This window comes from Microbacterium sp. NPDC080005 (assembly GCF_040702445.1).
Lineage (GTDB): Bacteria > Actinomycetota > Actinomycetes > Actinomycetales > Microbacteriaceae > Microbacterium > Microbacterium oleivorans_D.
The window spans coordinates 22,904-36,540 of sequence record NZ_JBFBLD010000004.1 but is presented as its reverse complement, the minus strand read 5'-3'; the positions used below and the strand labels follow the sequence as shown (position 1 = coordinate 36,540).

15 protein-coding genes are annotated in these 13,637 nt (G+C 70.6%); 12 read left to right on the top strand and 3 right to left on the bottom strand.

The window, feature by feature from the left end; genetic code table 11:
* Window positions 1–8: 8 nt before the first annotated feature.
* The gene (locus tag AB0259_RS14705) at window positions 9–1,898 is read right to left on the bottom strand and encodes a prolyl oligopeptidase family serine peptidase (protein WP_366223195.1); all 1,890 of its coding nucleotides are present in this window, start codon (window positions 1,896–1,898) and stop codon (window positions 9–11) included.
* A gap of 211 nt (window positions 1,899–2,109) precedes the next feature.
* Between AB0259_RS14705 and AB0259_RS14700 the strand changes: the two genes are divergently transcribed.
* Together AB0259_RS14700 and metE are read left to right on the top strand one after the other, a co-directional pair.
* Window positions 2,110–3,066, top strand: a complete 957-nt coding sequence (locus tag AB0259_RS14700; RefSeq protein WP_366223194.1) for a methylenetetrahydrofolate reductase — start codon at window positions 2,110–2,112, stop codon at window positions 3,064–3,066.
* Window positions 3,063–5,387 (top strand): 5-methyltetrahydropteroyltriglutamate--homocysteine S-methyltransferase, encoded by a 2,325-nt coding sequence (gene metE, locus AB0259_RS14695; RefSeq protein ID WP_251582626.1) that lies wholly within the window; start codon window positions 3,063–3,065, stop codon window positions 5,385–5,387. The genes AB0259_RS14700 and metE overlap by 4 nt, the downstream gene beginning before the upstream one ends.
* A 58-nt stretch (window positions 5,388–5,445) precedes the next feature.
* Here the strand turns inward: metE and lexA are convergent, their stop codons facing one another.
* Window positions 5,446–6,111 carry a transcriptional repressor LexA gene (lexA, locus tag AB0259_RS14690; protein ID WP_366223193.1) on the bottom strand — a complete coding sequence of 222 codons (666 nt, stop codon included), beginning with the start codon at window positions 6,109–6,111 and terminating at the stop codon, window positions 5,446–5,448.
* Between the two features lie 277 nt (window positions 6,112–6,388).
* Between lexA and AB0259_RS14685 the strand changes: the two genes are divergently transcribed.
* From AB0259_RS14685 to AB0259_RS14660, 6 genes are read left to right on the top strand one after another with little or no spacing between them, the layout of a single operon-like run.
* Window positions 6,389–6,757: a LysM peptidoglycan-binding domain-containing protein gene (locus AB0259_RS14685; RefSeq protein WP_251582638.1), complete on the top strand. Its 369-nt coding sequence runs from the start codon at window positions 6,389–6,391 to the stop codon at window positions 6,755–6,757.
* A 27-nt stretch (window positions 6,758–6,784) separates the two neighbouring features.
* Window positions 6,785–7,858, top strand: a complete 1,074-nt coding sequence (locus AB0259_RS14680) for a histidinol-phosphate transaminase (RefSeq protein ID WP_366223192.1) — start codon at window positions 6,785–6,787, stop codon at window positions 7,856–7,858.
* 55 nt (window positions 7,859–7,913) lie between these two features.
* Window positions 7,914–8,525, top strand: a complete 612-nt coding sequence (gene hisB / locus AB0259_RS14675; RefSeq protein ID WP_251582642.1) for an imidazoleglycerol-phosphate dehydratase HisB — start codon at window positions 7,914–7,916, stop codon at window positions 8,523–8,525.
* Entirely contained in the window at window positions 8,522–9,166 is a 645-nt protein-coding gene (gene hisH / locus AB0259_RS14670; RefSeq protein ID WP_251582652.1) for an imidazole glycerol phosphate synthase subunit HisH, read from the top strand. Before hisB ends, hisH begins: the two co-directional genes overlap by 4 nt.
* 53 nt (window positions 9,167–9,219) lie before the next feature.
* Window positions 9,220–9,966 (top strand): bifunctional 1-(5-phosphoribosyl)-5-((5-phosphoribosylamino)methylideneamino)imidazole-4-carboxamide isomerase/phosphoribosylanthranilate isomerase PriA, encoded by a 747-nt coding sequence (gene priA, locus AB0259_RS14665; RefSeq protein ID WP_251582661.1) that lies wholly within the window; start codon window positions 9,220–9,222, stop codon window positions 9,964–9,966.
* Window positions 9,950–10,729, top strand: coding sequence for an SseB family protein (locus tag AB0259_RS14660; protein ID WP_366223191.1), 780 nt, complete (start codon window positions 9,950–9,952; stop codon window positions 10,727–10,729). Before priA ends, AB0259_RS14660 begins: the two co-directional genes overlap by 17 nt.
* A gap of 3 nt (window positions 10,730–10,732) precedes the next feature.
* Here AB0259_RS14660 and AB0259_RS14655 read toward each other — a convergent pair whose 3' ends face one another.
* Window positions 10,733–11,086: a DUF1844 domain-containing protein gene (locus AB0259_RS14655; RefSeq protein ID WP_251582739.1), complete on the bottom strand. Its 354-nt coding sequence runs from the start codon at window positions 11,084–11,086 to the stop codon at window positions 10,733–10,735.
* Between the two features lie 255 nt (window positions 11,087–11,341).
* Here AB0259_RS14655 and infC point away from each other — a divergent pair, with 255 nt between their 5' ends.
* The 4 genes from infC (at window position 11,342) to AB0259_RS14635 (ending at window position 13,557) form a co-directional block, all read left to right on the top strand.
* The gene (infC, locus tag AB0259_RS14650) at window positions 11,342–12,004 is read left to right on the top strand and encodes a translation initiation factor IF-3 (protein WP_251582673.1); all 663 of its coding nucleotides are present in this window, start codon (window positions 11,342–11,344) and stop codon (window positions 12,002–12,004) included.
* 47 nt (window positions 12,005–12,051) lie between these two features.
* A complete protein-coding gene (gene rpmI, locus AB0259_RS14645) occupies window positions 12,052–12,246 on the top strand; it encodes a 50S ribosomal protein L35 (RefSeq protein ID WP_064003210.1) in 195 nt (64 codons plus the stop codon).
* Between the two features lie 32 nt (window positions 12,247–12,278).
* Entirely contained in the window at window positions 12,279–12,659 is a 381-nt protein-coding gene (gene rplT / locus AB0259_RS14640; protein WP_064003211.1) for a 50S ribosomal protein L20, read from the top strand.
* A gap of 97 nt (window positions 12,660–12,756) precedes the next feature.
* Window positions 12,757–13,557, top strand: a complete 801-nt coding sequence (locus AB0259_RS14635; RefSeq protein ID WP_251582675.1) for an RNA methyltransferase — start codon at window positions 12,757–12,759, stop codon at window positions 13,555–13,557.
* The last annotated feature ends 80 nt before the right edge of the window (window positions 13,558–13,637 follow it).

Here is a 13,637-nt window from a genome sequence, read left to right as displayed (position 1 = left end):
CCGGGCGGTCACGCGAGCGTGATCGCCGGGACGCCCGGCGTCTCGAACCCGAACGCCTGGCCGAGGAAGGCGAGCTCGGACTCCAGTGCGTGGATGACGGTCTCCGCGCGCCGGAACCCGTGTCCCTCACCGTCGTACAGCACGTAGGCGTGAGGCACGCCCTTACCCGCCAGCGAATCGCGGATCGCCTCCGCCTGCGACGGCGGCACGACGGCGTCCTCCGCGCCCTGCAGGAGGAGGACGGGAACGCGGAAGCCGTCGGTGTGACTGAGCGGTGACCGCTCCCGGTACAGCGCCTCGGCGTCCGGCAGGGGACCGATCAGCCCGTCGAGGTAACGCGCCTCGAAGTCGTGGGTGTCGGTCGCGAGCAGCCGCGCGTCGCCCACCCCGTAACGCGAGATCCCCGCCGAGAACACGTCGGCGCCGACGAGAGCCGCGAGGACCGTCCAGCCACCGGCCGAGCCTCCGGCGATCGCGATGCGGGCGGCATCCGCTCGTCTCTCCGCGGCGAGACCGGATGCCGCGGCCGCGACGTCGTCGCGGTCGACGATGCCCCACTGCCCCCGGAGGCGCTCACGATAGGCGCGCCCGTACCCGGTCGAGCCGCCGTAGTTGACCTCGAGGACGCCGATGCCGCGGCTCGTGAAGAACGTGATCCGGCTGTCGGCGACACCGCCCACGTGCGCGGTCGGACCGCCGTGCACCAGGACGAGGTAGGGCGGCAGTTCGCCCTCCGGTGCCGAGAAGAAGGGGTTGGTGGGCGGATGGTCGAACGCGTGGACCTCGCCGTGCAGTCCGGGGACCGTCAGGCGGCGTACGGCGGGGATCCATTCGTCGCCGAGGCCGGAGCGCGTTCCGCGGACGAGAGAGACCGTCCCGTCCTCGCCGATCTCCCAGATGCCGGTGATTCCGGGGCCTGTCCCCGAGACCAGCGTGCGTGAGCCCGCCACGTCCTCGACGACGACGCGAGACCGGGCCGGCACATCGACGAGGGCGACCGCACCGTCCGCGTGGATCCGGACGACCTCGTCCGCGCCGTTCGTCCGGACCGCGACGGTCCCGCCGTCGGCGAGCGGCGCGTACCAGCGCGTGCCCAGCACCCACAGTCCGCCGCCTGTATCGGCATCCGCGGGGGCCAGCGCGAGTGACCCGGCCGCGTCCCTCCGCCGGAGGTTCCAGCGCCCCGTCGGCTCGTCGAGGTAGACGAGACGACCCGCGGCGTCCCACTCCGGCTGCAGGGCGGAGGTCTCGCCGGAGGTCACCGTCTCCCACCCCGACACGACACCGTCGTGGACGTCGCCGACGCGGATCTCCGTGCGGTCCCAGGGCATGTCGGGGTGGTTCCAGCACACCCATGCGAGCCGCCGCCCATCGGGGGACAGTGCGGGCTGGGCGAGGAAGTCGCTGCCGGCGACGAGCTCGCGCGGGCCGGCACCGTCGAGCGGGATCGCGACGAGGGACCGACGAGGAACGGGGCGGCCGTCATGAACCTCGCGCACCGCCAGGAGGGTGCCCGCCTGCCAGCGGAGACCACCGTGGCGAGCGCGGTCGTCGACCGGGGTGAGCGGTACCGGGTCGTCCCCCGGACGCAGCATCCAGACGCGCTGGTCCGTCTTCTCGACGAAGAACAGTCGGCCGTCATCCGCCGCGGTCCACGATCCCCCGCCGTACTCGTGCACCCGGGATCGCGCATTCCACGGCGCGGGTAGGACGTCGACGGTGGTGCCGTCGGCGGTCTCCCGGCGCACGGCGGTCCGTCCGCCCTCATCGGGCAGGGACTCGCCCCACCAGATCTCGTCTCCCACGAACCGGGCGCCGTCATAGCGGGCGGCAGTCGCCGAGGCGTCGGCGGCGGACAGGGGCGAGATCCAAGAACCGTAGGGAGCGATCGTCGTCATGGCTCCACGGTACGCGGCGGGGTCGAGCGAAACCCGGCGTCACATGCGTGTGCCGGATCGGAGCCGCGTGGCACCATGAGGGCATCACCAGCGGCCCGGCGAACCCGGGCCCGGAGCGACAGCCGAGCCCGGCACCCGCCCGCGATGTCCCCGCACCTGTGCGTGCGGTCCGCGGCCGCCAGGCCTTCCGATCCGTCTCCGGAGCACCGCCATGTCGATCATCCAGCCCCCGTCGTTCACGACGGTGCCGGTCTCGTTCGAGGTCTATCCGCCGCGCACCGACGCGTCCTACGCCGCCCTGTACGAGACAATCGACCGGCTGGCGGCGATCGACCCCGCATTCATCTCCGTCACCTACGGCGCCGGCGGCTCGGAGCGGAGTCGCTCCCTCGAGGTCCTCACGCACATCCTCCGCAAGACCCGCGTCGAGCCGCTGGCCCACCTGACCTGCATCGGCAGCTCCTACGCCGAGGCGGCCTCCCTGATCAGAGAGTTCCTCGACGCCGGCATCCGGTCCTTCCTCGCCCTGCGAGGCGATCCGCCGGCAGGTGTCGAGGGGGATGCGGCGGCGCTCGGCGACCTCGAGAGTGCGGCGCAGCTCGTGCAGCTGATCGACCGTGTCCAGGCGGAGACCTCCCCATACACGGAGGAGCCCATTCCCGGCGTGCCCGGGGCTGCGCGCGTCGAACCGCGGCGCCACGTCGACATCGCCGTCGCGGCCTTCCCGAACGGGCACCCCCGCTCCCGGTACGCCGCCGAGCACATCGACGCCCTCCTCGCCAAGCAGGCCGCCGGTGCGACTCTCGCGATCACGCAGCTGTTCTTCCACGCCGACGACTACCTCGCGTTCGTCGCGCGCGCCCGTGCCGCAGGGGTGGAGATCCCGATCCTGCCCGGCATCATGCCGATCACCTCGCCGTCTCGGCTGCGGCGCGTGATCGAGCTCACCGGTGAGCAGGTCCCCGGCGCCCTCGCCGTCGACCTCGACGTCGAACCCACCGCCGACGGGCGTCGCGAGATCGGTGTCGGCTACGCCGCCGAGCTCTGCCGGGCCGTTCTGGAGGGCGGTGCCCCCGGCATCCATCTCTACGCCTTCAACAACCACGACACCGTCCTCGCCACGCTGCGCGAGGCGGGCATCATCCCCGCGACAGAGGAGACCCCATGACCGCTTTCCCCGCCGGAACGATCCTCGGCTACCCCCGCATCGGCCGCCGCCGCGAGCTCAAGCGCGCCCTCGAGGCGCACTGGAGCGGCGCGCTCGACGAGGCGGGGCTCGAGGCCGCCGCCGCCGACCTCCGACGGAGCACGCGCGCGCGACTGGTGGAACTCGGTCTCGGCCGCGACGACTCGTCGATCCCCGAGACGTTCTCGTTCTACGACCAGGTCCTCGATGTCGCCGTCGCCGTGGGTGCGCTGCCCGAGCGGTTCGCCGACTTCCGCGAGCCGGACGGCTCCGTGCCCCTGTCGGCGCTGTTCGCCGCCGCGCGGGGCGCCGGGGAGGCCGCACCCCTCGAGATGACCAAGTGGTTCGACACGAACTATCACTACCTCGTACCCGAGATCGGCCCTGAGACGCGATTCGCCCTCTCGAGCGACCGGTTCGCGCGCCAGGTGGCCGAGGCGGCGGCCGACGGTTACGTGACGCGTCCCGTGCTCGTCGGGCCGGTGACGTTCCTCGCGCTGGCCAAGGGGACGGATGCCGCCGGCCCGGGAGCGCGCCCTCTCGAGCGTCTCGACGACCTGCTGCCCGTGTACGTCGAGCTGCTGGCCGCGCTCCGAGCGGCCGGAGCGGAGTGGGTGCAGCTCGATGAGCCGGCGCTCGTGAGCCAGTCTCTCGGATACACCGACGAGGAGCTCGCGGCAGCTGCCGAGCGTGCGTTCTCCGTCCTGACGGCGGCGGTGGACCGACCCGCCGTGCTCGTCGCCGCCGGCTACGGCGAGCTCTCCGCACCGGCGTGGCGTGCGCTCGCCGCCTCGCGCGTGGAAGGCATCGCGATCGATCTCGGCCGAGGCGGCGTGCCCGCCGTGGTGCCCGGTCTGGCGGACACTGTCATCGTGGCGGGCGTCGTCGACGGTCGGAACGTCTGGCGAGGCGACCTCGCCGGCGCAGCGGACGCGCTCGACGCGGTCGCGGGCCTCGGCCCCTCGGCCGTCGCCGTCGGCACATCGACGTCGCTGCAGCACGTTCCGCACGACCTCGCGGACGAGCCCGACCTCGATCCCCGGCTGGTGTCGTGGCTCGCCTTCGCCGACCAGAAGGTCGCACAGGTGACGACCCTCGCGCGCGGTCTGCGAGAGGGTCGCGAGGCGATCGCGTCGGAAGTGGCGGCCGCGACCGCGGCCCTCGCCGATCGTCGGGCCGCGCCCGGCGTCCGCGACGGTGCGGTCCGTGACCGCGTGGGCGCGCTGACGGCGGCCGACCGGGCGCGGACGCCGTTCGAGTCGCGCGCAGCGGTGCAGGACGCCGCGCTGGACCTGCCCCCGCTGCCGACGACGACGATCGGCTCGTTCCCGCAGACCGCCGAGATCCGACGGGCCCGCGCCCGCGCCGGGCGGGGCGAGATCGACCAGAGCGCCTACGAGGCGTTCCTCCGGGAGGAGATCGCTCGCGTCATCGCCCTGCAGGAGGACATCGGCATCGACGTCCTCGTGCACGGCGAGCCGGAGCGCAACGACATGGTGCAGTACTTCGCCGAGAACCTCGACGGATTCGCCGTCACGCGCAACGGCTGGGTGCAGTCCTACGGCTCCCGAGCGACGCGCCCGTCGATCCTGTGGGGCGACGTCGCACGTCCCGCGCCGATCACCGTCCCGTGGGCCGCGTACGCACAGTCGCTGACATCGGCGCCGGTCAAGGGGATGCTGACGGGTCCTGTCACGATCCTCGCCTGGTCGTTCGTCCGCGACGACCAGCCGCTCGGCGAGACGGCCGATCAGGTGGCACTCGCCCTGCGTGACGAGATCGCGGACCTCGAACGCGCCGGGATCGGGATCGTCCAGGTCGACGAGCCGGCGTTGCGTGAGCTTCTGCCGCTGCGCATCGCGGAACAGGCGGCCTATCTCGACTGGTCGGTCGGCTCCTTCCGGCTCGCCACGGCCGGCGCTGCGGATCGGACTCAGATCCACACGCACCTCTGCTACTCGGAGTTCGGTGTCGTGATCGACGCCATCGCCGCCCTCGACGCCGACGTGACCTCCATCGAGGCGGCGCGCAGCCGGGGCGAGGTGATCTCGGAGATCGCGGCATCCGGCTTCGATCACGGCATCGGACCCGGCGTCTACGACATCCACTCGCCCCGTGTGCCGACGGCCGAGGAGGTGTCCGCGCTTCTCGGACGCGCGGTCGACGAGTTGGACGTCCGGCGCCTGTGGGTCAATCCGGACTGCGGGTTGAAGACGCGCGGATACGACGAGACCGTCGCCTCCCTGCGCAACATCGTCACGGCTGCCCGCGCCGTACGCTCCGAGGTGAGCGCCGAGGTCTGAGTCCGGAACGACGAGAGGGGGATGCCGCGCGGCATCCCCCTCTCGTCGTCGTGCGATGTCAGACGGCGCGCAGGACCGCCACGACCTTGCCGAGGACGACGGCGTCGTCGCCCAGGATCGGTTCGAACGCGGAGTTGCGGGGGAGCAGCCAGGTGTGGCCGTCCCGCTGGCGGAAGGTCTTCACCGTGGCCTCGCCGTCGAGCATGGCGGCGACGATCTCGCCGTTGTCGGCCGTGGCCTGCGACCGGACGACGACCCAGTCGCCGTCGCAGATGGCGGCGTCGATCATCGAATCGCCCGACACCTTCAGCATGAACAGCTCACCCTTGCCGACGAGCTGCCGGGGGAGCGGGAAGATCTCCTCGACCTGCTGGTCCGCGGTGATGGGGACGCCCGCCGCGATCCGGCCGACGAGGGGCACCATCGCCGCATCGCCCACGCTCGGCGCGGTGTCGGCGGGATTCTCGCCGGCTGCGCCGGGCAGATCGATCAGCACCTCCATCGCGCGCGTCTTCCCGGGATCGCGGCGGAGGTAGCCGCTCAGTTCCAGCTGGTTCAGCTGGTGGGTCACGCTCGACAGCGACTTGAGCCCGACGGCGTCGCCGATCTCGCGCATGCTCGGCGGGTAGCCGTACCGGCCGATGGAGCGCTGGATCACCTCGAGGATGGCGAGCTGCTTGTCGCTCAGGCTCTTGCGCCGGCGCGTCTGCGGCTTGTCGCTCATGTCGTTCCTTTCGTCCCCCGAGGGTCCCGCCGGGAGCACTCGCCTTCGAATGTCGGAGGTTGGTGATGGGCTCTGGTCATCGAAACCGTATCCGGTCTCGATCGGATCGTCCCGCAGCCGACCGCGTGTCGTCTTCGATCGATCTGCGGACAACCGAACCCTTGACAGTCTACGAATGTCGAAGATAGATTCGGAAGAGAACTTCGCACCCGTCCGTCCCGGCCGACGGGCGGGGGCGAAGATCTCATCTGACCGGGGTCACCCCGAGGAGGACACCATGAACCCGACCATCGCCATCAGCACCGCTCCCGTCGTCCGCACGCGCCTGCGTCTCACGACGCGTGGCCGTCGCGTCCTGGCAGCAGTCGCCGCGCTTCCGGTGGTCGTCGCGCTCGGTGTGGGCATCCTCTCCAGCGGTGGCGCACTCGCCAGCGGCGAGGCCGGCGCCTCGTCCGGGTCGTTCGACACCGTCACCGTGATGCCCGGCGAGTCGCTGTGGACCATCGCGCAGGACATCGCGCCCGACAGCGACCCGCGCGACGTCATCGACGAGATCGTCCGACTCAACGCACTGTCGTCCTCTGCCGTCGACGCCGGTCAGTCGCTCGCGATCCCCGCTGCCTTCTCCGCGCAGGCGGGCGAGTAAGGCCGCGCCACGTCCTACGATGGCGGGGTGAGTGCCAGTCTCGACGACCTCCCCCTCCGCGACGATCTTCGCGGCAAGATCCCCTACGGTGCGCCGCAGGCGTCACTGCCCGTGACGCTCAACGTCAACGAGAACACCCACCCCGTTCCGGAGGACGTCGCCGACGACATCCTCGATGGCATCGCGCAGGCGCTGCGGGACATCAACCGTTACCCCGACCGCGAGTTCACCGCTCTCCGCGAGGGATTCGCGGACTACCTGGGCCACGGCCTCGAGCCGGATCAGATCTGGGCCGCGAACGGCTCGAACGAGGTCCTGCAGCACATCCTCCAAGCGTTCGCGGGTCCCGGACGCACCGCGTTCGGGTTCTCGCCCACGTACTCCATGTACCCCCTGCTCACCGGCGCGACCGGCGCGACCTACGTCAGCGGCACGCGCGGTGACGACTTCACCCTCACCGCAGCGGATGCCGCCGAGCAGATCGATCGAGCTCAGCCCGACGTGGTCTTCCTCTGCTCGCCGAACAACCCGACAGGGACGCCGTTGTCCCTCGAGGTCATCGAGGCGGTGTACGAGGCGTCCCGCGGCATCGTGATCGTCGACGAGGCCTATCAGGAATTCGCCCCCCGGGATGAGCCGTCGGCGCTGACCCTCCTGCACGACCGGGAGCGGTTGGTCGTCTCCCGCACCATGAGCAAGGCGTTCGCGTTCGCCGGTGCTCGCGTGGGGTATCTCGCGGCCGACCCCGCCGTCATCGACGCCCTGCGCCTGGTGCGCCTGCCGTATCACCTGAGCGCGCTGACGCAGGCTGCCGCATCCGCCGCTCTCCGCCACGCTCCCACGATGCTCGGCATGGTGGATGACATCGTCGCGCAGCGCGACCGCATCTCCGCGACGCTGTCCGCCCTCGGCTATTCGCCGTACGAGAGCTGGTCCAACTTCGTCCTTTTCGACGGCGTGGACGACCCGGCGGCGACCTGGCAGGGGCTCTACGACCGCGGCATCCTCATCCGCGACGTCGGACTGCCGCACACCCTGCGGGTCACGGCGGGAAGCGAAGACGAGTCGACGGCGTTCCTCGAAGCGCTCGCCTCCCTCTGAGTCGCGGACTGTCACGGGCGAGGGTTGCAAGGTCCCGCCTCGGTAGACTCGGGGGATGAGCACCCCCGCGCCCCGCACCGCCTCCGTCCGGCGGGCGACCAGCGAGTCGACCATCGAGCTCGAGCTCGACCTCGACGGCACCGGCCAGAGCACGATCGACACGACGGTGCCGTTCTTCGATCACCTGCTCACGGCGTTCGCGAAGCACTCGCTCACCGACCTGACCGTCCGCGCGACGGGAGACACCCACATCGACGCGCACCACACCGTCGAGGACACCGCCATCGTCCTCGGCCAGGCGATCCGTCAGGCACTGGGCGACAAGACCGGCATCTCGCGCTACGGTGACGCGCTCGTCCCGCTCGACGAGGCCCTCGCACAGGCGGTCGTCGACATCAGCGGACGCCCCTACCTCGTTCACGCGGGCGAGCCCGCCGGCTACGAGTTCCACCTCATCGGCGGCCACTTCACCGGGTCGCTCGTGCGCCACACGTTCGAGGCGATCGCGTTCCACGCCGGCCTGACGATGCACGTCACGCTCGTCGCAGGTCGTGACCCCCACCACATCGCCGAGGCGGAGTACAAGGCGTTCGCGCGCGCTTTCCGGCAGGCCAAGGCGCTCGACCCGCTGGTGTCGGGCATCCCCAGCACGAAGGGTGCCCTGTGACCGACGCGCCGCTGGTCGCGGTCCTCGACTACGGATCCGGCAACGTCCACTCGGCGGTCAAAGCGCTCATCGAAGCCGGCGCCGACGCGCGGCTGACGAAGGATCGCGGACTCATCGCCGACGCGGCGGGACTCCTCGTCCCGGGAGTAGGCGCCTTCTCCGCGGTGATGTCGGCGCTGCGCGCGAGCCGCGGCGATGAACTCATCGGCCGTCGCCTCGCCGGGGGGATGCCCGTGCTCGGCATCTGCGTCGGCATGCAGGTGATGTTCGAGCTGGGCGTCGAGCGCGGCGTCGACACCGTGGGGTTGGGGGAGTGGCCGGGGTCGGTCACCGAGCTGCAGGCGCCGGTGCTTCCCCACATGGGATGGAACACCGTCCGTGCCGGCGACGGATCGACGCTGTTCGCCGGTCTCGAAGCCGAACGGTTCTACTTCGTGCACTCGTACGGTGCGCAGGAGTGGACCCTCGACGTCATCAAGCCGTTCCGAGAGCCCGTGCTCACCTGGTGCGACTACGGCTCGCCCTTCCTCGCCGCCGTCGAGAACGGTCCGCTGTCGGCGACGCAGTTCCACCCGGAGAAGTCCGGCGCTGCCGGCATCCGCCTGCTGTCGAACTGGATCGGGTCGCTCCCCGCGTCCTAGTAACGTGTCCCTCTGTGCGCGCGCCCGGCGCGCACATCGTCCCACCCGGAGCCATGAACGAATTCGCATCCACGCCCGAACTGATCCTGCTGCCCGCTGTGGACGTCGCCGACGGCAAGGCCGTCCGACTGACGCAGGGTGAGGCCGGCACCGAGACGAGCTACGGCGACCCCGTCGACGCCGCTCAGGAGTGGGCACGTCAGGGCGCCGAGTGGATCCACCTGGTCGACCTCGATGCCGCTTTCGGTCGCGGATCGAACGCCGCCCTGATGCGCAAGGTCATCAAGTCGCTGCGCGGCGTGAAGGTTGAGCTCTCCGGCGGCATCCGTGACGACGAGTCCCTCGACGCCGCGCTGGACTCCGGGGCCACGCGCATCAATCTCGGCACCGCGGCCCTCGAGAACCCGGAGTGGGCGGCCGACGTCATCCTCCGTTACGGCGAAGCGATCGCCGTCGGCCTCGACGTCCGCGGGACGACGCTGGCGGCACGGGGGTGGACCCGTGACGGCGGCGACCTCTGGCATGTGCTGGACCGGCTCGAGGATGCCGGGTGCAGCCGCTACGTCCTCACCGACGTCACCAAGGACGGTACGTTGCAGGGCCCGAACATCGAACTGCTGCGCGAGGTCGCCGTGCGCACCGACAAGCCGGTCGTCGCATCGGGCGGCATCTCGAGCCTGGACGACATCGCAGCTCTCCGCGAGCTCGTGCCGCTCGGCGTGGAGGGCGCCATCGTCGGCAAGGCGCTCTACGCCGGCGCGTTCACGCTGGCCGAGGCGCTGGATGTCGCCGGACACTGACCCGCACTCCCACCACGCCGGCGACTCCGCCGGCGTCCCTTGGGAGGGGCGGAGCTTCCAGCCGAACCCGCACAGCGGTGACGACGGCAGCGCCGACCCTGCCCTTCTGGCTGCGCTCACCGCGTTCCACGCCGGGGAGGGGGATGCCGCAGCGGTCGTCGACGCCTACCGGACCGCTCGCCTGCTGATCCCGCTCGTCGCCGGGAAGGGCGAGGAGGGCGTCGGTCCCACCGGTCTCACCGTCGACAAGACGCAGGAGCTCTCGATCGTCACCGTGGCCGCGCCCGACGGGCGGCGTGTCCTTCCGGTGTTCTCCTCGGTGGAGGCGATGGCGCGATGGGATGCTGCGGCGCGCCCGGTCCCCGCAGACGGGGTGCGCACGGCGCTGTCCGCCGCCGCGGACGACACGGACCTGATCGTGCTCGACCCCGGCAGCGACACGGAGTTCGTCCTGCGTCGCCCGGCTGTCTGGGCGATCGGGCAGGGCCAACCGTGGGAGCCGCCGCACACGTCCCCCGAGGTCTTCGCCGGCTTGCAGGAGTCGATCGGCACCGAACTCGGTGTGCTCGACCTCTCCGTCGCGACGGGAGACCCCCGATCGCGGCTGCGCGGTCCAGAGCTGATCGTCAGCCTCCACCTCGTGGACGGGCTCGATCGAGCCGCGCTCGACGCGATCCTGCAGCGCCTCGCCTCCCGGTGGGCTGCGGACGACCGCGTCGCTGTGCTCGTCGACTCGCTGACGGTCAAACTCGTCCGCGCCTGACCGTCAGGTGACGGGGCCGGTCCACTTCTCGCCGGGTCCCTTCCCGATCGGGTCGGGGATGCTCGATGCCTCGCGGAAGGCGAGCTGCAGGGTGCGCAGGCCGTCGCGGAGCGAGCGGGCGTGCATGTCGCTCACCTCGGGTGCGGCGGCCGTGATGAGCCCCGCGAGGGCGTTGATGAGCTTCCGGGCCTCATCCAGGTCCTTCTGCGTGTCGGGGTCGTCGGCGAGGCCGAGCTTGACCGCCGCCGCGCTCATGAGGTGGACCGAGGTCGTGGTGATCACCTCGACGGCGGGGACGTCCGCGATGTCCCGCGTGGCGGACTGTGCGACCCGCTCCTGCTCGTCCCAGCGCGACAGGCGCTCGGGGTCGTGGTCGCTGTGGTCGGCCGGAATAGTGCTCACGTGCTGCTCTCTGCTAGACTTCTGCGGGCACCGGAGTGTTCTGCTCCGTGTCGAAAGAGGATCACATCCCACCCGCGCTTGCCGCTCCAGGCTACCGGGTCCCGCACTCCGCCTCGTTCCGCGAGGTTGTCCAGGGTGCAGAACACAGAACGCCGATGCGTGCATCGTGCGGGGTGGACGTGACGATCTTCCGCCCGGCGACACATTTCCGTGTCACCGGAGGCCGTCCACCGCACGAAAGAGGAGTTCCGCATCAGCGATCCCCGCACCAATGACCGCATCCGCGTCCCCGAGGTCCGCCTCGTCGGACCCGCGGGTGAGCAGGTCGGCGTCGTCCGCATCGAGGTGGCCATGCGCCTGGCCCAGGAGGCCGACCTCGATCTCGTCGAGGTAGCCCCGAACTCGAAGCCCCCCGTGGTCAAGATCATGGATTACGGCAAGTTCAAGTACGAGGCTGCGCAGAAGGCCAAGGAAGCGCGGCGCAATCAGGCGAACACCGTCCTCAAGGAGGTCCGGTTCCGTCTGAAGATCGAGGCGCACGACTACATCACCAAGCTCAAGCGCGCTGAGGGCTTCCTCCAGGCGGGCGACAAGGTGAAGGCGATGATCCTGTTCCGTGGTCGCGAGCAGTCGCGTCCCGAGCAGGGTGTGCGTCTGCTCCGCAAGTTCGCGGAGGACGTCGCCGAGTTCGGCACCGTCGAGTCCAACCCCACGATCGACGGCCGCAACATGGTGATGGTGGTGGCTCCCCACAAGAACAAGTCCGAGGTCAAGACCGAGCAGAACGCGGCCCGCGCCGCGACGAAGCAGGCCGCCCGCGAGGCGCGCAACGGTCAGGCCGACGAGACCCCCGCATCCGCTCCGGCGGAGTAAGCGGCCCCAGACCCCCGCCCGGCGGGAACCACAACGAAGGAAGAGATATGCCCAAGCAGAAGACCCACTCGGGCGCCAAGAAGCGCTTCAAGGTCACCGGCAGCGGAAAGATCAAGAAGCAGCAGGCGAACCTCCGTCACAACTTCGAGGGCAAGCCCACGAAGCGCACCCGCCGCCTGTCCGCCGACAAGATCCTGGCTCCCGGCGACGCCAAGGTCGCCAAGAAGCTCCTCGGCCTCTGAGCGCCGACGCAACACCCTAGGAAGTAGAAGAAATGGCTAGAGTCAAGCGGGCTGTCAACGCCCACAAGAAGCGTCGCGTCATCCTGGAGCGCGCCTCCGGTTACCGCGGTCAGCGTTCGCGTCTGTACCGCAAGGCGAAGGAGCAGGTCACCCACTCGCTCGTCTACGCGTACCGCGACCGTCGCAAGCGCAAGGGCGACTTCCGCCGCCTGTGGATCCAGCGCATCAACGCCGCTGCCCGCCAGAACGGCATCACGTACAACCGCTTCATCCAGGGCCTCGGCCTCGCGGGTGTCCAGGTCGACCGCCGCATGCTCGCCGAGCTCGCGGTCAACGAGCCCGCCGTCTTCGCGTCGCTCGTCGCCACGGCGAAGGCTGCGCTGCCGGCCGACGTCAACGCGCCCAAGGCCTGATCGACTCATCGTTCGTGAGAAGGCGTCCTCTTCGGAGGGCGCCTTTTCGCGTTCCCGGATGCCGGTGCCCCTCGCGCACCGCCCCTACACTGAGATCGTGCTCGAGAACCCACGTTCACCGCGCGTCCGTGCGGTCGCGAAGCTGACGAAGCGCACGGCGCGGCAGGAGACCGGCCTCTATCTGCTCGAGGGTCCGCAGGCTGCTCGCGAGGCCCTCCTCTGGCGGCCGGACACCCTGCTCGAGCTGTATGCGACCCCCACGGCATGGGACAAGCACCAGGACATCCGTGACGCGGCATCCGAGGCCGGCGTGGATGTCGCGTTCGCGAGCGAGCAGGTCATCGAGGCCATGGCCGACACGGTGACGCCTCAGGGCATCGTCGCCGTCGCCCGTCAGGTCCCTACCTCGGTCCGCGACGTCTTCGACGGGGACCCCCGTCTCATCGTGATCTGCGAAGAAGTCCGCGACCCCGGCAACCTCGGCACGATCATCCGAGCTGCGGATGCCGTCGGTGCGGACGCCGTCGTTCTCACCGGGCGCACCGTCGACCCCTTCAACCCCAAGGTCGTCCGGGCGACGACCGGGTCGCTGTTCCACCTGCCGGTCGCCGTCGGTGTGGATCTCGCGGACGCGACGGGGCGCGCGCGCTCCGCGGGTCTGCGGATCGTCGCGGCGGATGTCGGAGGAGAGGACTTCGTCGACCACCGTGGCACGTTGGCGGACCCCACGGCGTGGGTGTTCGGCAACGAGGCCCGCGGACTCGACGACGACGCACTCGCCCTGGTCGACCTGTCGCTCCGGCTGCCGATCTACGGCCGCGCCGAGTCCCTCAATCTGGCGACGGCAGCGAGCGTCTGCCTGTACGAGTCGGCGTTCGCGCAGCGCGCGGCCGGCTGACGCCGCTCAGGGGGTTGATTACGGAACTGTAAACCCCGCGGCATCCGGTCGTTCAGCGAGTAGACCGTTGCCTAGTGTGG